The organism is Spirosoma sp. 209 (genome assembly GCF_002006735.1).
Lineage (GTDB): Bacteria > Bacteroidota > Bacteroidia > Cytophagales > Spirosomataceae > Spirosoma > Spirosoma sordidisoli.
The window spans coordinates 61,187-82,557 of the sequence record NZ_MVEC01000018.1 but is presented as its reverse complement, the minus strand read 5'-3'; the positions used below and the strand labels follow the sequence as shown (position 1 = coordinate 82,557).

The window sequence follows — 21,371 nt, the reverse complement described above, 5'->3', positions numbered from 1 at the left end:
CTCTCTATCCATTTGGTCGGATACTGGATGCGATTCGGGCCGGAGGGCTTATTTTCGCGCTCCTCTTATGAAACAGCTTGTCTTTATCTTCGCCTTCCTGCTGGTAGCCTCGCGGGCCTATGCCCACCTGGGTACCATAGCGGGTACCGTAACCGACCAGACGACCCGCCAGCCCCTGTCGGGGGTGACCGTCCAGCTGACGGGCCTGGGCCGGGCCACCGTAACCAACGAACTGGGCCAGTTTCGGTTCGATCACCTGCCCGCAGCTCCCTACCGGATTGAATTGTCTCACCTGGGCTATGCTTCGTTTCAAAGAGAGGTAACGGTACTGGATGACCAGACAGTAGCCGTTACCATCAGCCTGTCAACGGCGCCCGTGGCCCTGGGTGAAGTGACCGTATCGGCCCTGCGCGCGCACGATCAGCAGCTGATCAGTAACCTGGACATCCGGCTTCGGCCGATCGTTAACTCGCAGGAAATTCTCCGGCTGGTACCGGGCCTTTTTATCGGTCAGCATGCCGGCGGGGGCAAAGCCGAGCAGATTTTTTTGCGCGGCTTCGACCTCGATCACGGCACCGACATCCGCCTGACCGTCGACGGGATGCCGGTCAATATGGTCTCCCATGCGCATGGACAGGGGTATGCCGACCTCCATTTTGTCATCCCGGAACTGGTAGAAGGGGTTGAGTTCAAGAAAGGACCCTATCAAACCGATAAGGGTAATCTGGCCACGGCCGGCTGGGTCGACTTCCGGACCCGAACCGTACTCGACCGATCGTTCGCCAAGCTGGAAGTCGGCCAGTACAATACCTACCGCGCCGTGGCCGGACTGGATCTGCTGAACCTGAACCGAACCTCATCAACGCCCCGGCCCGCAACCAGTCAGTCGGCTTATCTGGCGGGCGAATACTCGTACAGCGATTCGTATTTCGACAACCCGCAGCAGTTCAACCGGGTCAACGTGCTGGGCAAATACCACGGCCACCTGGGGGCTTCGACGAATCTTACCCTGACGGGATCTACGTTCTGGAGCCGCTGGAACCACTCGGGCCAGATTCCGGATCGGGCAGTCGACGCGGGGTTGATTGGCTGGTTCGGTTCCATCGACCCAACCGAAGGGGGAGAAACCAGCCGCACCAATGCCAACGTGCAGCTGGTTACCGTTACGCCCCGGAATCATACCATCCGGAACCAGTTTTACTACAGTAACTACGCCTTCGAGCTGTATTCTAACTTTACCTTTTTCAGAACCGATACCGTAAACGGAGACCAGATCCGGCAGAAAGAACGACGAAACCTGTTTGGCTATACAGGCAGCTATTCGACCCGGACAGCGATTGGCCGCAGCCAGTGGACAACCACCCTCGGGGCGCAGTACCGGCAGGACATAACCCGCGGTTCCGAGCTGTCGCACACCCGCGATCGGATCGTAACCCTGAACCCGCTGCAGTACGGCAACGTCAACGAACTGAACGCGGCCCTCTACGCCGACGAGCTGATTCAGCTAAGCAGTCGGTTCAGCCTCAACGCCGGACTTCGCTATGACCTGTTCAGGAGCCAGTATACCGACCTGCTCGCCACGCCCGATCCCGACCGCAGCGCCACCCAGGGAATCCTGTCGCCTAAACTGAATCTTTACTACACCGCCAGCCCGGCCCTGCAGCTCTACCTCAATACGGGCCGGGGTTTTCATTCGAACGACGCCCGGGTCGTTGTCCCCCAAAATGGCCGTGAGATTCTGCCGGCCGCCTACGGCACCGATCTGGGGGTGCTGGTCAAACCCTTGCCGCGGCTGCTGATCAATGCTGCGGCCTGGTACCTCTGGCTGGAGCAGGAATTCGTTTACGTCGGCGACGAGGGTGTGGTTGAGCCCAGTGGCCGGTCGCGTCGGCTGGGCATCGACCTGTCGGCGCGTTACCAGCTGACCCGTACCCTCTATGCCGACCTGGACCTGAATACGGCACGCCCCCGGGCCCTGGGCGTCGAAGCGGGCCAAAACTACCTGCCGCTGGCGCCAACGTTTACGTCGGCCGGAGGGCTGTCGCTCCAGACCAGCACGGGGCTGAGTGGTTCTGTTCGGTATCGGTACCTGGCGAACCGACCGGCTAACGAGGATAATTCGCTGGTAGCCCGCGGGTATGTTGTGAATGACCTGCAGCTGAACTATGCCCGGAAGCACTACCAGCTGGGCCTGTCGGTGCAGAACCTGTTCAACGTACGCTGGAAAGAAACGCAGTTTGCTACCGAAAGTCGGTTGCAGGACGAAACAGCGCCCGTCGATGAAATTCATTTCACGCCCGGCACGCCCTTTTTTGCCCGGCTCAGCCTGACGTATTGCTGGTAGCAATCCGGGGTTTCGCCGGACCGAGGCCCACCGGCGGGCCGGGTCAGATCGGTCATAGGGCACACATGTAATCAGGTTGATCTATCTTTGTAGTCGGATTGAATGGACATGACTGGTTCAACCGTTTACTGCCATGAAGATTTTAATCGTTGAAGATGACCGCCGGATTGCGCAGACCATCAGCCAGGGGTTATCGGGTGAAGGCTACGAAACGGAGGTGGTGTACGATGGTCAGCTGGGTCGGGAAGCAGCCCTGCAGAACCCGATCGATATGCTCATACTGGATATCAACCTGCCGGGTCTCAGCGGGTTCTCGATCTGCCACGACGTTAGACAGGCCAAACCCGCTCTCCCCATACTCATGCTGACCGCCCTGGGTGAAGTAGAGGATAAAGTGCTGGGACTGAGTCGCGGGGCCGACGATTATATCGTAAAGCCCTTTGACCTGAGAGAACTGAACGCCCGGGTAGCGGCCTGCTTTCGCCGGCTTGACCGCCAGGAAGAGACCGTTGGTCAGGAGGTGCTGCAGGTGGCGGACCTGGTTGTCAATCCGGCCACCAAGCAGGTGAGCCGCCACGGACAGTCTATCGAACTGACGAGCAAGGAGTTTAACCTGCTGGAGCAACTGATGCGCCATCCCGGGCAGGTCATATCCAAAAAAGACCTCACCGAACGCGTCTGGAACCTGCATTTCGACCCCGGTACCAACGTGGTAGAGGTCTACATCAACTACCTCCGCCGGAAGATCGACCGCAACTTCGAGCCGAAACTCATCCATACCCGCTCTGGCTATGGGTACATGATAAAAGAAGGATAAGATGTTCTTGTCCAGGACCGTAAAAATCTAAGTTTTTTCTAAGCGCAAACTCAGGCTCTTCTAAGGTGGCGGACTTTAGTTTGTATCCGCTTCATCAATAAATACCGCCCTGACCGATGAACTGAGTAGGGTTTTCGCTGACCCCCACCCGGTTCATCGGCGGTCGGATTATCTGCTGATCTTCCGTGGAGACTGGCCCGGCAGCTGGTCAGCCTGCAACCAATGACCATCCGTAATCGACTTCTTATCCGGTTCTCGCTCATCGTCGCTACCATCCTGGTGGTGTTTTCGGTGGTCGTTTATGTAGCCTCGGCGACCTACCGGCGGGAGGAGTTCTACGAGCGGCTGAAGAGCAAAGCCCGCACCACCGCCCGCCTGTTGATCGAAGTAAACGAGGTCGACCAGGCCCTGCTGAAAATCATTGACCGGAATACCATATCGGCTCTCATCGATGAAAAGGTGCTGGTGTTTGATCATGACAACCGGCTGGTGTACAGTAGTGTCGATGATCATCCCGTGTCGTTTAATCGTGAGTTGCTGGAACAGGTTCGGCAGGAGGGGGAGGTCGAAACCTACAACGGAGCCAACGAACTCATCGGCATCACGGTGCCGCGGGGCGATCAGCTGGTTGTGGTGCTGGCTTCGGCCCACGATCAGTACGGACAAAGTAAGCTGCAGAATCTGGGGCTGGCTCTGCTCTGGGGCCTGGTGGGCGGGTTGGGGCTAACCGTATGGCTGGGGCGTATTTACGTGGGTCGGGCGCTGCGGCCCGTGGCGCACATTAACCAGCAGGTCCAGAGCATAACGGCCCGCAACCTGCGTCAGCGGCTCGACGAAGGCAAGAAGCAGGACGAGATCGAGCAGCTGGCGGCTAACTTCAACGCCGTGCTGAACCGGCTCGAGTCAGCCTTCGACCAGCAGCGTAGCTTTGTTTCCCACGCCAGCCACGAACTCCGAACACCCCTGGCCGCCCTTAAACTCGAAGTTCAGCTGGGGCTCAACCGCCCCCGACAGGCCGAAGCCGATCAGCTGACGTTCCAGAACCTGCAAACGGATACCGACCGACTGGTAGCCCTTACCAACAGCCTGCTTTTTCTGGCCCGAACCATTGAACAGGCCGATCGAACCACGCTGACCCCGGTGCGGCTGGACGAGGTTGTATTTGCAGCGCAGGATGAACTGCTGGCGGTTCGCCCGGACTACGCGGTTGCTATTCAGTACGATAGCCTGCCCGAAAACGAGGCCGATCTGCTGGTGCTGGGCGAAGCGACCCTGCTGCAGCGGGTGGTGCTGAACCTGTGCGACAACGCCTGTAAATACTCCGCCGATCACCGGGCCCGGGTCAGTCTGGTGGCGCATGATAACGGGTGTCTGCTCACCGTGACCGATACCGGCATCGGCATAGCATCCGATGAGCAGACGCGTATTTTTGACCCCTTCTACCGGGCCGAAAGTGCCATACCTTATACCGGTTTTGGCATCGGGCTGGCGATCTGCCGCCAGATTGTCGAGCTTCATCAGGGTATTATCAGCCTCCATAGCCAACCGGGCGCTGGCAGTACCTTCAGCGTCTGGCTGCCCGGCGTAACCAAAATCTAATTTTATTCTAAAGGCTTTTCCCGGCATCACCCCTGTAATCGTCCAGACCTTTGCGGACAGATTATCTGTTTTTGGTGATGCGGTTTTTCTTAGTTCTTTTTCTAGGGTTAGTGCCGGGGCTGTTGACCCGGGCCCGGGCTCAGGATTCGCTGGTGTTGTCCCGGCGGCAGGCGGACAGTCTGTTTCTGGCCAACAACCTCTTACTGCTGGCCGAACGCTTTCGGGTCGATGCCAGCCAGGCACAGCTGATTCAGGCCCGCCTGTACGATAACCCAACCGTCGGGTTTGAAATCAGCACCTACAATCCCGATCGGAGGAAGGTGCTGGACGTTGGTTCGCAGGGGCAGACGATTGTTACCATCGAGCAACTGCTCTACACGGCGGGGAAGCGTAACAAACGGATTGCCCTGGCTACCGAGGCCACCCGGCTTACCGAGCTGGAACTGCTCGATCTGCTGCGCGGCCTCCGCTACGAACTGCGCAGCCGGTTCTACGGGCTCTACTTTGCGCGCCAGACGCTGGCCCGGTTTACGCAGCAGCTCGCGACCCTGCAGACCACCGTAGACGGATACGAGCGGGAATATACCCGCAATAATGTATCGCTGCGGGAGGTGCTCCGGCTGAAAGCGCTCTTGTTCCAGCTCAGCAACGACCGGACCGAGATCCAGTTGCAGCTGGCCGATGACCAGCGGGTGCTCCAGACGCTGCTGTCGGTCGAGCTACCCATCCGGCCGATGGTTTCTGACGAAGGCCTCCCGACGTACCGGCTGCCCACGGTGCCTGATGATTCGCTGCGGCAACTGGCGCTGCAACACCGGCCCGACCTGCGGGTGGCCAACTCCCTGACCCGGCAGGCTGAACTTAACCTGAATTTACAACGGGCGCTGGCCCGGCCTGATGTACGGGTGGGCGGCACCTACGACCAGGCGGGTAGTTACGTCCCCCATTACGTCGGCCTCGGCCTATCGGTCGACCTCCCCGTCTTCAACCGAAACCAGGGCGCTATTGCCGCGGCCCGCTCCCAGATCGGGTACCAGCAGGGGCTGGAACGGCAGCGGGTAATCCAGATCGGCAATGAGGTGATGGCCTCCCTGCAGAAGGTGCGCGCGGTAGAACAGCAACTGCAGTCGGTTACCGGCCGGTTCACGAATCAGTTCGACGAACTGAATAAAGGAGTTCTGCTCAGCTTCCAGAAAGGCAATATCTCCCTGATCGAATTTGTCGACCTTATTGAAACCTATAACGAAAGCCTGCGGGAGCTGAATCGGCTGAAAGCGGATCGGGTCAGCACGTACGAAGAACTGAATTACCTCCTGGGTCTTGATCTATTTAACTGATATGAACTACCTGACACAAACGGGCTGGCTCCTGGCGCTGCTGACATCGACCCTGGCCTGCCAGCCGGCATCCCCGCCCGACGAGGCAAACGCGTTTATGCTCTCCGATACCATGCTCAGCCGCATTGCGCTCGACTCGGTGCGGATACAACCGGTTCGGTCGGAGTTGACGCTGGTCGGAAAGGTCGTCTCCGACGAAAACCGGGTTATCAAGGTGTACCCACTGGTGGGTGGTAACGTAGAGGACGTCAAGGTCGAGCTGGGCGACTATGTCCGGAAAGGGCAGACGCTGGCCGTGATCCGCTCCGGTGAGGTGGCCGACCTGGAACGGCAGTCGCTGCAGGCGCAGTCGGATCTGCTGCTGGCCGAGAAGAACCTGCTGGTGGCTCAGGATCTGCTGGAGAGTAAGCTGGCCGCGCAGCCCCAGGTGACGGCGGCCCAGAAAGAGGTCGATAAAGCCAAAGCCGAAGTGAATCGGCTGCGGGAGGTCTTCCGGATCTACGGGCTGGGCAACACATCGACTTATCTGGTTAAAGCGCCGATCGACGGCTACGTCATTGAAAAAAACGTCAACCGCGACATGCAGCTCCGCTCCGATAAGGCCGATAATCTGTTCACCATCGGGCAGATCAGCGACGTATGGGTACTGGCCAATGTCAACGAATCGGATATCTCCAGAATCCGGACGGGGATGACGGCCGACGTGCAGACCCTGAGTTACCCCGATGATCGCTTCAGTGGCCAGGTCGATAAAATCTATTCCGTGCTCGACCCCGGCACCAAAGCCCTGACCGTCCGGATCCGGCTGCCAAACCCCGCCCTGAAGCTGAAACCCGAAATGCACGCTACGGTTACCCTCCGCTACGACGACGGGATGCAGATGCCAGCGATCCCGGCCGGCTCGGTCATCTTCGACCGCTCGAAACACTACGTGATGGTGTTTCGGAGTCGCACCGATCTGGAAACCCGCGAGGTTGATGTCTACAAGTCGCTGGGTAAACTAGCTTATATCCGCACAGGCCTGAAACCGGGTGAACGCATCATTTCAAAGGATCAATTGCTGGTATACGATGCTCTCAACGACTAATCTATGAACCGCTTCATTCGATCTATTGTCGGTTTCTCGCTGAAGAACCGCTTTTTTGTCTTTTTCATGACGGCGGTGCTGGTTATAGCGGGGGTTGTCAGTTACCTGAAAACCCCGCTGGAAGCGTTTCCGGACGTAACTAACACCCAGATCATCGTGGTAACGGAATGGAACGGACGCTCGGCCGAGGAGGTCGAGCGGTTCGTGACGGTTCCGATCGAGGTGGCCATGAACTCGGTACAGCGGAAAACCAATGTGCGCTCGACCACCATGTTCGGGTTGTCGGTCATGAAAATCATCTTCGAGGATGATGTCGATGACTTTTTTGCCCGGCAGCAAGTGAACAACCTCCTGCGGAATGTGTCGCTGCCCGATGGGGTCGAGCCAGACGTACAGCCGCCCTACGGACCGACGGGGGAGATATTCCGTTACACCCTCGAAAGCCCCCACCGCGACAGCCGCGAGTTACTGACCCTACAGAACTGGGTCGTTGACCGGCAACTGCGCAGCGTGCCGGGGGTAGCCGATATTGTGGCGTTTGGCGGTCGGGAGAAGATGTACGAACTGCGCGTCAATCCTACCCAGCTGGCCAAGTACGACATCACCCCGCTCGACGTTTACCAGGCCGTTACCCGCAGCAACATCAACGTGGGGGGAGATGTCATCGAGCGAAACGGGCAGGCCTATGTGGTGCGGGGCATCGGGCTGCTGACATCGATTCAGGACATCGAAAACATTCTGATCGAAGAAGTAGGGGGCAACCCGGTGCTGGTGAGGAACGTGGCCGACGTAGCCGAATCGCAGCTGCCCCGCGTGGGTCAGGTCGGGCTGAATACCAACGACGACGTGGTCGAAGGAATCATTGTCATGCGCAAAGGGGAGAATCCCAGCGAGGTACTGACGCGAGTCAAAGATAAAATCGAAGAATTGAACACCCAGGTCCTGCCGGCCGACGTGAAGCTGGTCACGTTTTACGACCGCGACAACCTGATCGCGTTCTGTACGGAAACGGTGCTGCACAACCTCACAGAAGGTATTGTACTGGTAACGGTCATTGTCTTCCTGTTCATGGCCGACTGGCGCACCACCCTGATCGTGTCGATCATCATTCCGCTGGCGCTGCTGTTTGCTTTTCTGTGTCTGAAGTTACGGGGCATGTCGGCCAACCTGTTGTCGATGGGTGCCGTCGACTTCGGGATTATCGTCGACGGGGCGGTGGTGATGGTGGAGGGTATCTTCGTGTCCCTCGATCACCTGGCCCATCGGGTTGGCATGGCCCGCTTCAACCGCATGGCCAAGCTGGGACTGATCCGGAAAACGGGGGGCGAATTGGGCAAGGCCGTATTTTTTTCGAAGCTGATCATCATCACCGCTTTGCTGCCCATTTTTTCGTTCGAGAAGGTGGAAGGTAAAATGTTTTCGCCCCTGGCCTGGACCCTGGGGTTTGCCCTGCTGGGCGCGTTGCTGTTTACGCTGACACTGGTGCCGGTGCTGTGTTCGATGTTGCTCAAGAAAAACGTCCGGGAGCGTAAAAACCCGCTCGTCAGCTTCTTCGACCGGATCGTGATGGCGGGTTTTGGCTGGTGTTACCGGCACCGTCGACTGAGTCTGGTGGGTGCGTTGTGCTTCATGATGGCTACTTTCTTTTCGGCTTCGTTGCTGGGTACCGAGTTTCTGCCCCAGCTGAACGAGGGCGCGCTCTGGGTCACGGCCGAGCTACCCATGAGTATGTCGCTGCCCGAAAGCGTCGATATGGCCAAAACCATTCGTAAAGACCTGGGCGCCTTCCCGGAGGTGAAGCAGGTACTCTCGCAGGTGGGCCGTTCCAACGACGGTACGGACCCTAACGGGTTCTACTTCTGCCAGTTTCAGGTCGACCTGAAGCCGAAAGCGGACTGGCCCAAACGCCACGACGGGCGTGCGCTTACCGACGAGCAACTCACCGACGAGATGGATAGCCGGCTGAAAAACTATGCCGGGGTACTGTACAACTACTCACAGCCGATCATCGACAACGTGGCGGAGGCCGTGGCGGGGTACAAAGCCAGCAACGGGATCAAGATTTTTGGACTGGACGTGTACGAGCTGGAAAAATACGCCAATCAGGCGGTCGAAGCGGTCAGAGGGGTAGAGGGAATTAAGGACCTGGGAATCATTCGAAACGTGGGTCAGCCGGAGCTGAGCGTTATGCTGCATGATCATAAAATGGCGCTGCTGGGGGTGTCTACGGCCGACGCGCAGGCAGTTATCGAAATGGCCATCGGCGGAAAAACGGCATCTGAGCTTTACGAAGGCGAACGTAAGTTCGAAATCCGGGTGCGGTACCAGCCCGAATTCCGAAAAAACGAGGATGATATCATGCGGCTGATGGTGCCGACGATGAGCGGTGGTAAGATTCCCCTCAAAGAGATTGCCACCATCCGGCAGATAACCGGTCCGGCCTTCATCTACCGGGATCTGAACAAACGCTTTATCGGGGTTAAGTTTTCGGTACGCGGCCGTGACCTGGGAAGCACCATTGCCGAAGCCCAGCGCCGGCTGAACGAGACGCTCCGGCCCGCCAAAGGGTATTCGGTTGCCTGGGTAGGCGAATTCGAGAACCAGGTGCGGGCCACCGACCGGCTGGGTCAGGTCGTGCCGATCTGTCTGGTCGCCATCTTCGTTATCCTGTTCATGCTGTTCGGCAATGCCAAAGACGCCGGGCTGGTGCTGGTCAATGTGCCCTTTGCGCTGATTGGCGGGATTTTGGCGCTGCATGTGACGGGTATGAATTTCGGGATCTCGGCGGGGGTCGGCTTTATCGCCCTGTTTGGCATCTGTATCCAGAACGGGGTGATACTGGTCAGCGTGTTCACCAACAACCGACGCAACCGAATGCCGCTCGACCAGGCCATTCGCGAGGGGGTTGCCTCGCGGGTGCGGCCCGTTATCATGACCGCCCTCATGGCGGCTATTGGCCTGTTGCCGGCCGCCGTATCGACGGGGATCGGTTCGGAGACCCAGAAACCGCTTGCCATTGTGGTGATTGGTGGATTGATTACCGCAACGATCCTGACGCTGCTGGTCTTTCCGATTATTTACCGGTTGTTCAACCATCGGCAGCCAACCCGCCACCGCCAGACCGACGAACCGCTGGCTGTTGCCTAGCGACCACGGAACGGACGCGATCGGGACAGGGAATAAAATAGACTGGTTTGGCGCTTAACCAGGTTGTAACTTGAGCCATTTGATCGGCTTATTTGTTACTAAGGCATGACCCGTACTGAACTCGACGAACTGATTGGTCAGGGCGAAAACGTTCGACTTGAATTTAAACGCAGCCTATCCTCAGCGCACCGCATAGCCCGCACGCTGACGGCCTTTGCCAATACGGCCGGAGGTACCCTGCTGATCGGGGTAACCGACGATGGCCGTATTGTAGGGGTGCCGTCGGAGTTGCGGGAGATGCGAAAGATCGAAGAGGCTACCGACCAGTTTGTTGAACCTCCGCTGGAAATCAGTTACGAAACCCTGGCCCCCGATGGTCGGCGGGTGCTGGTAATCCATGTGGCGGAGAGCACGGAAAAGCCACATTTCGCGGTGGATGAAGCCGGTAAGCGAACCATCTACGTCCGGGCCAAGGATAAATCGATGCCAACCAGTCGGCTTATCATAACCCCCGGCGGCACGGGTTCGCCCAATGTACAGACGCCCACCGTTCGGGCGCTGATTCAGTACCTGCGTCGGAATGAGGACATTACAGCCGATAAATACGCCAGACTGATCAACGTATCGGAATACAGGGCGGGTAAACAACTGCGCCAACTGGCCGAACAGGGGCTGTTGCTGTTACTCAACAAACAGCGGCCCGTTCGGTACGCGCTGAAACTGGCCGAGTAGGCCGGGCCGACGTGCAGGGAAGCTGGCCGGGATTTGCGAACTTTACGCCGTTATGACAACACAGGCACCCATTACCAAAGAAACGATTACCGCTTTTTTTCAGGATTTACAGGACCGCATCTGCCAGGCGCTGGAAGAGGCCGACGGCAGTGGCCGGTTTCGGCAGGACAACTGGGAGCGACCCGGTGGAGGAGGAGGTCGCTCGCGCATCCTGACCGACGGAACGATCATTGAGAAAGGGGGCGTTGGGTTTTCGGCCGTTCATGGCGAAGCCACCGAAGCTACCCTCAGTTCGCTCAGGCTAACCGGGGCCGACGCGCCCGCATCACCCCCCACGTTTTACGCGACCGGGGTGTCTATCGTGCTGCACCCCCGCAGCCCCATGGTGCCGATCATTCACATGAACGTTCGGTATTTTGAAATGAGTACGGGCCACAACTGGTTCGGGGGCGGTATCGACCTAACCCCGCATTACGTAGTACCTGACGATGCCCGCTGGTTTCACGACGCGCTGCGGCAGGTATGCGACCAGCATGATCCGGGCTATCACGCCCGATTCAAGCCCTGGGCCGATGACTATTTCTTTCTCCCGCATCGGCAGGAGACTCGCGGTATTGGCGGCATCTTCTTCGATTACCTGAAGCCCGAAAACGACAGCCATAAAGCGGATCTGTTTGCCTTTGTGCAGGCCGTGGGCAATGCCTTCGCGCCGATCTACACCCACTTTATGCGAAAAAACCAGGGCCTGCCGTACGGAGATCGCGAAAAGCAATGGCAGCAGCTGCGCCGGGGGCGGTACGTCGAGTTCAACCTGGTCTGGGATCGGGGCACCAAATTCGGACTCGAAACCAACGGCCGAACTGAATCCATCCTGATGAGCATGCCGCCCCAGGCTAACTGGGTATACGATTTCAAACCCGAGCCCAACAGCCCGGAAGCCGAAACCCTAAGCTGGCTCCGCAAAGGCGTAACGTGGTGAGTGATGAGCGAGTAGTGATGAGCGATGCGTGTTATTCATATTACCGATAACTGATCATTCATCGCTCATCACTAAAACGCGGCTGTCAGGTCCCAGGGGTGGGTGGGGTCGAAATGGAGCTGTCCGTGCTCGATCCGGAGCGGGCTGTCTACGTTGTTATGGTACAGCTGGCCGGTACCGAGGCCGTGGGGCAGGCCGTTTTTGAACTGCGCTGTGTATTGCGCAATGGCATTGAGGCCGATATTCGATTCCAGGGCCGAGGTGATCCACCAGCCTACGTTGAGCCGTCCCGCCAGCTCAATCCACTCGTCGCAGTGACGGAGGCCGCCCAGCAAGGTCGGTTTCAGGATAATGTACTGGGGCTGAATTTTTTTCAGCAGTCTGAATTTATGCACGTATTCCATCTGCCCGATCAGTTCTTCGTCGAGGGCAATGGGAACGGGCGTGTGGCGGCACAGCTCGGCCATCTGCTCCGCCTGTCCGGCTCCGATGGGTTGTTCAATGGAATGCAGCTGGTACTGGGCCAGTCGTTCCAGTTTCTGCATAGCCTCTTCGGCCCGGAAAGCGCCGTTGGCATCCACGCGCAGGCTGATCTGTTCGGGGCTGAACCGATCCCGGATCATGGCCAGCAGATCACATTCCTGCTCGAAGTCGATAGCCCCAATCTTCAGTTTGAGGGTTGTAAAGCCGGTTCGCAGTTTGTCTTCGATCTGCTCCTTCATGAACGCCTGGTTCCCCATCCAGATCAGCCCGTTGATGGGAATGTCGCGGTGGCCCTGGGTAAATTCAGACTCGAACAGAAGCCGCCGTCCGCCCGCCAGAAAGTCGAGCATGGCCGTTTCAAAGCCAAACAGGATGCTGGGAAAGCGGGGGCTGATGACCTGGTTGAGAACGATAGGGACATTCCAGTTGAAAAGCTGCAGGTCAAGGTCGTTGAACTCCTGGCAGTACTGCTGCAGATGGGCCTCGAAATCAGGCCGGTCATCATAGCTCAAGCCCTTTAGTGGCCCGCATTCCCCGTAACCGACTACCGAGCTGTCTGTATCGTCGAGAAGCCGGATGAGGTAGGAGGTTTTTTCGGTCAGGCTGCCACGCGACGTACCCGCTTCGAAGCGAAAATGCAACGTATATTTCAGGTAGTCGGCTCTCAAACTCATTGTATCAGGATAGTCAGGGCGGGTGTTATCAGTCCTAAAAGTACTACTTTTGACTGCTCCAAAAAGGCAATATTACGAAATTATTAGTGAAGCCTACAGCCATAAATCGGTTACTGCTGCCACTCAGTGGTCTTTACGGTTTAGTGATCGACTTGCGTAATTGGTTATTTAACAACCAGTTAAAGGAAGTCTATAGGGCTTCTATCCGTACGGTAAGTGTCGGGAATTTGACCGTTGGCGGAACGGGTAAAACCCCAATGGTCGAGTTTTTGATTAAATGGTATCTAAACAAAGGCGGTGCAGATGCGTATCAGGCGGTTACATTGAGCCGGGGGTATGGCCGCAAAACAAGCGGATTTCGGGTGGCCGGTCCTGACGATACAGCCACTACGCTGGGCGACGAACCGCTGCAGGTGTACCGGAAATTTGGCCGGCAGGTTCGCGTATGCGTGGGTGAACGCCGGGCCGATGCCATCCAGACGATCGAGCGGATCTACCCAAACACCCGGCTCATTATACTCGACGATGCTTTTCAGCACCGGGCCGTTCAGCCGGATGTGAACCTGCTCCTCACCGATTTTGCCCGCCTGTTCGTGGCCGATCATCCCTTTCCGGCGGGGCGGTTGCGGGAACGGCGGCAGGGCGCCCGTCGGGCCGATGCGGTCATCGTCACCAAATGTCCGGTGGCTCTGCCAGCCACCGAGCAGCACCGCATAGCCGGTCTGATCCGTCAGTATGCGCGGCCAGACGTGCCGGTCTTTTTCGCCGGTCTGGCCTACCAACGGCCTGTTCCCTTCTCCGGGTCGACGAGCCCGGCGCTGACCGGGCCCGTGGTGCTGGTGTCAGGCCTGGCCAACGCCGACCCGCTGGACGAGTACGTACGAACTGAGTATACCCTGCTGAGCCACCGCCGGTACGCGGACCACTATGCCTATACGCGGGCTGACCTGGAGCGGGTGATGGCTGAGTTGCCCGCTGGTGCATCGGTGCTGACGACGGAAAAAGACTGGGTCAAGCTGGATGCGCTACTGACCCCCGCCGAACGGGCCCAGTGGCCCCTATACTATCTGCCCGTCGGTACGCAGCTGCTCGACGGGAGCGACCGGCAGTTCGATCAGTTTTTAAACGAGCAAATCCTTAAAAATCCATAACGAATGCCAGCTGACCTGAAGGCTCTGCACTTTTGGCGTATTTTTGAGCGAATGAATCAACGTGTTTTTCTTATATGCCTCGCTTTATCGGTGTCGGTGCTGAGCCGGGCGCAGCAGTTTCCGGGTGGCGGGCAGCTCCCTGGTAGTTTTGGCGGCTTCGGCGGACAAACCGGACGCCCCGGCTCGTTCACCTCCGGGTCCGGGTCCTCGGCCAGCGGGATCGATGACTCGACCAAGGTTATTTACGGACCCAAGTCGACCCGCTACAGGCTGGAAGACGACATCCTGAACAACCGGAAAAAACTCTATACCGTCGACACGACCATGGATGACGTACACCGGTTTCTGTACGTTCAGCGCAACCAGAATCTATACCAGGACCTGGGTAATCTGGGTACGCCCATGCGGCCGGTCTTTGTGACCCTACCGGCGCAGCTGGGTGCGCAGACAGGCTATTCGGTCTTTGCGCCCTACGCTTACCAGACGATGGCCGTCAAATATTTCAACACCAAATCGCCATTCTCGGATATGTACCTGGCGCTGGGTGGGCGTAACCAGAATATCCTGCGGTTTGATTTTACCCAGAACATCAACCCCCGGCTCAACGCCGGTTTTGCGGTACAGCGGTTCACATCGCAGAAACAGTTTGGGGGGATACTCAACTCGAGTAACTCGTCGGATCGGCTACTGGCTCAGAACTGGGGGTTTCTGGGCCATACCAACTATACCTCCTCAAACGATAAATACACGCTGCTGCTGCATTTCATCAACATGAACCATGAACTGGCCGAGCAGGGCGGGGTGTTGCCGGGCGAAACGCTCACCAGCGATGGCAGTACCGTAGTCAATTTGATCAATTACGACGGCGATCCCCGATTGACGTCGGTATTCGGGCGTGAGATTCGTAATGACTGGCACATCTATCAGCAGTTTGTACTGGACCAGGGGGTTCAGTTGTATCACCGGCTCGATTACCGGCGGCAGAAAAACTACTTCCAGGACGATGCCGTCCTGCAGAACCAGACCCCGGTCGAAACCCCCATCGGGACCCTGCCCGGTTTTTACCCGACCGGACTGAACAACCCCAACCTGGTGAACCTGGGCGATACGACCCGGATCGAGCAGGACGCGCGGTTCCGGCAGCTGGAGAATCAGGTGGGGCTCAAAGGCGTTTACCAGCTGGGCGAGTCGTCGTTTAACTACCGGGCCTACCTGCGTAGCCGTATTTATGGCCAGTATACCCGGTATAATACCGCCGAGACGGCCTACAACGAATACGAAACCCGCCGGGTCGAAACCTTCCTGGGTGGCTGGCTGGGCTATTATTTCCCCGATAGTTTATCCCGGCTAACGGCAGAAGCCGAGTACCAGGTCGGGGGCGGCTTCCGGCTTCAGGGGCAATTTGAGAGTCGATTGCTGACGGGTGGGTACACGGCCATGCTCGTTCAGCCAACCCTGTTGCAGGAGCGGTTTCAAAGTCCGGTTTATTTCTGGCGGAATAATTTCCGGCTCCGGGGCTACAACCACGCTTACGGACAGCTGAATCTGCAGTACAAAAAGCTCCGTCTGCAACCGGGCCTCGATTATATGCTGCTGAGTAACTACATCTACTTCGATACCGAGGGGATAGCCCGGCAGGCCAGCGGGTCGTTTAGTGTGTTACGGACGGGGCTGGGCTACTCGCTGCAGGTCGGTAAGTTCCTGACTTCAGGGCAGGCCTATTATACGGTACAATCCCGATCCGATATTCTGCGGACACCCCCGGTATTCCTGAACGCGCGGCTTCAGTACGAATTTCTGTACGCCAAAGTGCTCTACATCCAGACGGGCATCGACCTGCATTACAAGTCGGCTTATTTCGCCGATGCGTACATGCCGGTTACCCAGCAGTTTTATCTACAGAACCGCCAGCGGGTAGAAGGGTACCTGCTGGCCGACGTCTATGCCAATCTGCGGGTAAACCGAACCCGCCTGTTCATCAAGCTGACCCATGCCAACCAGGGGTTGCTGCAGGGAGATGGGTATTTTGTGGCCCCCGATTTTTTGCAGATGCGCCGGGGCTTTGCATTCGGTGTCGACTGGTACCTGTTCGACTAGCCATGACCGTTTAGTCAGCCTGGCGCAGGGTGGCCCGGTAGGCCTCGAACTGCTGCTGGTTTACCAGCTTATCGGTTGAGATTTCCAGTAGCTTAGCCTGCGTGCCCGGCTGAAGGAAGTCGGGCAGGAGCGAGGTGAGTTCGGTAGCCGTCCGGCAGATTTGGTAGGTCACCCCCGCATCTTCGGCGGTGCGACGGGCGGTGTAGCCATGGGGGGTCTCAAAATAAGGTTCCAGTTCGGGTTGCTGACCGGGGCCATCGATGATCCGGAAAATATGCCCGGCGTCGTTGTTGAGGAGGACTATGCGTAAGTTGGGCGGTACGGGGGCTGACCATAATCCGTTCCGGTCGTAGAAAAAAGCGACGTCGCCAATCAGCAGGGTAACCAGTTTGTCCGTAGCCAGGGCTGCCCCCACGGCCGTGCTGAGGCAACCATCGATACCGCTTACGCCCCGGTTGGCCCAGACGTCTATCTGTTGCTGCTCGCTAAGGCCGCACAGGTTGGCGTACCGGACGGGCATGCTATTCGCCAGGTGCAGGACAGATCCCTCGGGCAGATTCGCCAGCACGTGTTGGGTGGCCTGCCAGTCGGTTAGCCTGTCCTCGGGCTGACGAAGGGAACGGAAAACCAGCTGAGCCGCCCGCCGATCGGCCGCCTGCCAGGTCTGTAAGAACGTTGTTGACTCATCATCATCGTCGCCCTGCAGAAACCGCTGGTAATCGAGATCACCGAACAGCTTTTCAAAGAACGCGAGGGGGGAAGCCTGCACGCGCGTGGTCAAACTCTGGAACGAGTCGTTGATCCGATCGAGCACCGGGTCGATATGCCAGTGATGCCGGGCGGGGTAACGCCGAAAGAATGTCTTCATGTTTCGGGTCAGAAACGAGTTGCCGATCGTAATCAGCAGGTCGGGTTGCAGGGTTTCCGCTACCGACTCGTTCAGATTCGCCAGAAGTGTATCCGTATGGGTAATGAACAGGCCATTATCGGCCAGGTTACTGATAATCTCGCCCACGACCGGCACGCCGAACTCTTCGCTGATCTTCGCCAGCATATGCCGAAGGGCCGGATTGGGTGGCAGCTGGCCAACCGCTATCAGAATCCGGTCATGACGATCCCATTCCTGCAGTAACCGGTGCCAGCTGTCGGTGGGCAATCCTGGTTCTGCCCGGAGGGTATCGATGGTCCGAACGGGGCCAGCGGTAAATGACTCCCCGGCGGTGGGGTAGAACGGTTCGCGCAGCGGGACGTTGATATGGACCGGTCCGGCCGGCGAAAATTGGGCGAGGTCAATGGCTTCGTTGACCGACCGCTCAATGAACCAGCGGCTGTCGGCATGGGTGTAGTCGGCGGGCAGATCATAACTCCGCTTGACGTGATGTCCGAAGAGGCCGGGTTGGTGGATCGTTTGTCCATCCTGCTGATGAAGCCATTCGTGGGGGCGGTCGGCGGTGAGCAGCAGGAGGGGTATTTGTTGGAAAAATGCTTCCACAACCGCCGGAGCCAGATTATACACCGCGCTCCCCGACGTACAGATTACCGCCACTGGTCGGCCCGTTTGCTGCGCTATGCCCAGTGCCACAAACCCCGCGGCCCGTTCATCGGCCATGACCCGTACCCGAAGGGCCGGGTGTCGAACAACGGCCAGCGTCAGGGGAGCCGATCGGGAACCCGGCGATACCAGGACGTCGGTGATGCCTTTCTGGTGGAGGAGTTCCGCCATGTTAACGATGGGCTGGAGAATGGGCATGGCTAAAAACAGACAGAGAAATGGGAAAAAAGGGCCCGGAAGCCGGTATGCAAACATACTGTCTAAACCAATGAGCCCGGGCAGTTGTCCCGGCAGTATCGCTGAATTTCCGTTACTTTGCCAATAAAAGCGGAAAAAGACCCCGGTCCTTTTTTGATAAATAAACGAAGCCGGTCGAATCCGCGTTATTCTACCGTATTTTAGTCTGTGCCGTATGAGCCGCCTTACCTACGATAACGAAAATGAAATCCGGCTGAAGTCGTTCGCCGGTGCCCTGGTCATCAACGTGCTGTTGCTGGTGATCCTGTTTCTCGTGAGCCTGTCTCAGACGGTGCCTAACCCGCCACCCATCCAGTTTGTGGAGGTGAACTTCGGAACCGATGCCCGCGGGAGTGGAAAGATACAGACCTACAATAAACCCTCTGACTCGCCGAATCCGGTAGACGTAAAACCATCCGAAAATCGACCGAACCCCAAAGTCAACACCACCCCCCGGGTTGAGCGTACGCGGGTTACCCCAAGTCCGAAAATAGAGGATGTCAAACCGGCCAAAGTAGCTACCGAAAAACCCATCATCGCCAGCAAGGCAGAAAGCCCCGTAACAACCCCCGAGCGTCCGGAACCGAAGCGGACTGAAGCGCCCCGGCCCACCGCTCCGGTAGAACGGCCGGCCCCGCCCGCGCCCGCCCGCAAGGTAGAGACCGTCAATAACGATGCTCTATTCAAAAAATCATCGGGGGGCGGTGGATCCAACGGCACTGTGGGGAAAGCATCCGGCACCGGCGGGAACAGCAACGGAGACGACGCGAGTGGAGTCGGGGACAAGGGAAATCCCAACGGTAAAATCGACGCCAAAGAATTTTATGGTACCCCCGGTGGAGCCTCGTCCGGTGTCGCTTTCGATGTATCCGGCTGGTCACTGGCTTCGCGCCCCAGCGTGAACGACGATTCTGATGAAACCGGTAAAATTATTTTCCAGATCAAAGTCGATAGCGGGGGGGAGATCATCAACGTGCGTACGCTACAGACCACGGTGAGTCCGTCGGTGGTTGATGTGTATCGGAAAGCGGTACAACGGCTCAGACTCCGGCCAAAAGGTGGCGCCACCCCCCCAACAGCCACCGGTACCATTACCTTTATTATTACCTCCAAGTAAATGCAGTATTCGGAAGCACTCGACTACCTCTACAGTCGGCTCCCTGTTTATCACCGGATCGGTCCCAAAGCGATTAAACCTGGTCTTACCAATACCCTGCGGCTTTGTGCGGCTCTGGGCGACCCACAGCATAAATTCAAGAGTATTCACGTGGGTGGTACCAATGGCAAGGGGAGCACCGCTCATATGCTGGCGGCCGTGTACCAGGCCGCCGGCTACCGGGTGGGTTTGTATACGTCGCCCCATCTTCACTCGTTCACCGAACGGATTCGGATTAACGGTCAGCCCATCGACGAAGAGGATGTGGCGGATTTCGTCACCAGTCAACAAGCCCTGATTGAATCGATCGAACCGTCTTTTTTCGAGGTTACGGTGGCCCTGGCCTTTCTGTATTTTGCGTTTCAGGAGGTTGATGTGGCGGTGATCGAAGTGGGGCTGGGTGGTCGGCTTGATTCTACTAACGTTATTACCCCGGCCGCATCGGTGATTACCAACATCGGGTTCGACCATATGGACATCCTGGGGGATACCCTGCCTGCTATTGCTGCCGAAAAGGCCGGCATCATCAAGGCTGGCATTCCGGTGATCATCGGCGAGACCCATCCCGAAACCGAACCGGTCTTCAGGGCCAAAGCCACCCAGGAAGTTGCTCCCATTACCTTCGCGGATCAACAGGTCCGAGTTCAGGACCGGGGACTGTTTAGGGGGTTCCGTCAGGTATTGGTTAGCCAGGCTGGTGAATCAGACAGCCTGTTCGAACTGGGGCTGACAGGTGGCTACCAGCGTTACAACCTGGCAGCGGTTCTGGCAACGGTCGAAATGTTGCAACCCATCTGGCCCGTTAGTAAGGAAGCGCTTCAGCGGGGGGTACGGGAGGTTGTTACCCTGACCGGACTCAAGGGACGGTTTCAACTGCTTAGTGACGAGCCCCGTGTCTACGTCGATACGGCTCATAACAAACCGGGGCTGGAGGCATTGATGGAGACCGTTGCGTCCCTGTCTTTCGACACGTTGCGGATTGTGATGGGCGTGGTAGCCGATAAAGCCGCATCGTCTTTACTGCTAACCCTGCCCTCGTCGGCAGTCTATTATTTTTGTCAGGCATCATCTCCCCGTTCCCTGCCAGCTCTATTGCTTCAGGCCGAAGCGGCAGAGGTAGCCCGGTTTGGTGAGGTGTATTCAGATGTAAACGTTGCACTGGATGCTGCCCGGCAGGATGCTCAGGGCAATGATGTCATTCTTATCACAGGCAGCAATTATGTCGTTGCTGAATTAATCAATTTATAACCGTGACTCGTCGCAAGCAACATCGCTTTCTGCAAAACGCAGAAAGCCATAACGTCATTGAAGTTGGTAAACCGTTGTACAAAATAATCAAAGGCAACTGGCGCAGCCGCTATTTTAACAATAACAACCCGATTGTTCTGGAGTTGGCCTGTGGGAAAGGCGAATACACCGTTGGCCTGGCACAGGCTTACCCGGCCATGAACTTTATTGGTGTCGATATTAAAGGCGATAGAATAGCGCGTGGTTCACAAGCGGCTCTGGAGCTGAATTTACAAAACGTGGCCTTTCTGCGCACCGATATAAACTTTCTGCTTGAGTTCTTTTCCGCGGGTGAGGTTAACGAGATCTGGATCACATTTCCTGACCCGCAACCACGGCCTAAGCAGGAAAAGCATCGGTTAACCCATCCGCGGTTTCTGGACTTATACAAGACTATTCTAGTCCAGGAGGGAACGCTGCACCTTAAAACGGATAATCCCGAGCTATTTGCGTACAGCCTGGAAGTAATTGGGCAGAACGGATTTGCCGATTTACAATATACAACAGATCTCTACCAGTCAGCGCTGAACGCAATCCATATGAATATCAAAACAAAATATGAGCAGTTGTTTTTTGACAAGGGATTTACAATTAACTATTTACAATGCAGGAGATCGTAATTTACATTTATACTATCTACAATACTATTTACAAATAAAAACCCTGCATTGTTAAACAGTTTACAGTTTAAC

The 21,371-nt window shown here is 57.2% G+C and carries 15 protein-coding genes; 13 read left to right on the top strand and 2 right to left on the bottom strand.

The window, feature by feature from the left end; genetic code table 11:
• Positions 1-67: 67 nt before the first annotated feature.
• The 8 genes from B1C80_RS23120 (at position 68) to hemF (ending at position 12,042) form a co-directional block, all read left to right on the top strand.
• Positions 68-2,344: a TonB-dependent receptor gene (locus B1C80_RS23120; RefSeq protein ID WP_077923596.1), complete on the top strand. Its 2,277-nt coding sequence runs from the start codon at positions 68-70 to the stop codon at positions 2,342-2,344.
• Between the two features lie 133 nt (positions 2,345-2,477).
• Complete coding sequence (locus B1C80_RS23115) at positions 2,478-3,161, top strand: response regulator transcription factor (RefSeq protein ID WP_077923595.1); 684 nt, start codon at positions 2,478-2,480, stop codon at positions 3,159-3,161.
• A 222-nt stretch (positions 3,162-3,383) separates the two neighbouring features.
• Positions 3,384-4,760, top strand: coding sequence for a cell wall metabolism sensor histidine kinase WalK (locus B1C80_RS23110; RefSeq protein WP_077923594.1), 1,377 nt, complete (start codon positions 3,384-3,386; stop codon positions 4,758-4,760).
• A 77-nt stretch (positions 4,761-4,837) separates the two neighbouring features.
• Positions 4,838-6,097 (top strand): TolC family protein, encoded by a 1,260-nt coding sequence (locus B1C80_RS23105; protein ID WP_077923593.1) that lies wholly within the window; start codon positions 4,838-4,840, stop codon positions 6,095-6,097.
• Position 6,098: 1 nt separating this feature from the next.
• Positions 6,099-7,184, top strand: coding sequence for an efflux RND transporter periplasmic adaptor subunit (locus B1C80_RS23100; RefSeq protein WP_077923592.1), 1,086 nt, complete (start codon positions 6,099-6,101; stop codon positions 7,182-7,184).
• Positions 7,185-7,187: 3 nt separating this feature from the next.
• Entirely contained in the window at positions 7,188-10,331 is a 3,144-nt protein-coding gene (locus B1C80_RS23095; RefSeq protein ID WP_077923591.1) for an efflux RND transporter permease subunit, read from the top strand.
• A 105-nt stretch (positions 10,332-10,436) separates the two neighbouring features.
• Positions 10,437-11,063 (top strand): helix-turn-helix domain-containing protein, encoded by a 627-nt coding sequence (locus B1C80_RS23090; protein WP_077923590.1) that lies wholly within the window; start codon positions 10,437-10,439, stop codon positions 11,061-11,063.
• A 52-nt stretch (positions 11,064-11,115) separates the two neighbouring features.
• Positions 11,116-12,042: an oxygen-dependent coproporphyrinogen oxidase gene (gene hemF / locus B1C80_RS23085; RefSeq protein ID WP_077923589.1), complete on the top strand. Its 927-nt coding sequence runs from the start codon at positions 11,116-11,118 to the stop codon at positions 12,040-12,042.
• A 71-nt stretch (positions 12,043-12,113) separates the two neighbouring features.
• On the opposite strand, the gene B1C80_RS23080 is transcribed toward hemF, so the two are convergent.
• The gene (locus B1C80_RS23080) at positions 12,114-13,199 is read right to left on the bottom strand and encodes an o-succinylbenzoate synthase (RefSeq protein WP_077923588.1); all 1,086 of its coding nucleotides are present in this window, start codon (positions 13,197-13,199) and stop codon (positions 12,114-12,116) included.
• Positions 13,200-13,285: 86 nt separating this feature from the next.
• Between B1C80_RS23080 and lpxK the strand changes: the two genes are divergently transcribed.
• Both lpxK and B1C80_RS23070 read left to right on the top strand, forming a co-directional pair.
• Entirely contained in the window at positions 13,286-14,350 is a 1,065-nt protein-coding gene (gene lpxK, locus B1C80_RS23075) for a tetraacyldisaccharide 4'-kinase (RefSeq protein WP_236648901.1), read from the top strand.
• Between the two features lie 51 nt (positions 14,351-14,401).
• A complete protein-coding gene (locus tag B1C80_RS23070; RefSeq protein WP_077923613.1) occupies positions 14,402-16,447 on the top strand; it encodes a putative porin in 2,046 nt (681 codons plus the stop codon).
• Positions 16,448-16,457: 10 nt separating this feature from the next.
• Here B1C80_RS23070 and menD read toward each other — a convergent pair whose 3' ends face one another.
• On the bottom strand, positions 16,458-18,197 hold the full coding sequence (gene menD, locus B1C80_RS23065; protein ID WP_077923612.1) for a 2-succinyl-5-enolpyruvyl-6-hydroxy-3-cyclohexene-1-carboxylic-acid synthase: 1,740 nt from the start codon (positions 18,195-18,197) through the stop codon (positions 16,458-16,460).
• A 214-nt stretch (positions 18,198-18,411) separates the two neighbouring features.
• Between menD and B1C80_RS23060 the strand changes: the two genes are divergently transcribed.
• Genes B1C80_RS23060 through trmB form a run of 3 tightly spaced genes read left to right on the top strand, consistent with a single transcriptional unit; the run spans position 18,412 to position 21,299 of the window.
• The gene (locus B1C80_RS23060) at positions 18,412-19,353 is read left to right on the top strand and encodes a hypothetical protein (RefSeq protein ID WP_077923586.1); all 942 of its coding nucleotides are present in this window, start codon (positions 18,412-18,414) and stop codon (positions 19,351-19,353) included.
• Complete coding sequence (locus B1C80_RS23055; protein WP_077923585.1) at positions 19,354-20,640, top strand: folylpolyglutamate synthase/dihydrofolate synthase family protein; 1,287 nt, start codon at positions 19,354-19,356, stop codon at positions 20,638-20,640. It abuts the gene before it with no gap.
• A 2-nt stretch (positions 20,641-20,642) separates the two neighbouring features.
• Positions 20,643-21,299 carry a tRNA (guanosine(46)-N7)-methyltransferase TrmB gene (gene trmB / locus B1C80_RS23050; RefSeq protein WP_077923584.1) on the top strand — a complete coding sequence of 219 codons (657 nt, stop codon included), beginning with the start codon at positions 20,643-20,645 and terminating at the stop codon, positions 21,297-21,299.
• Positions 21,300-21,371: the final 72 nt, after the last annotated feature.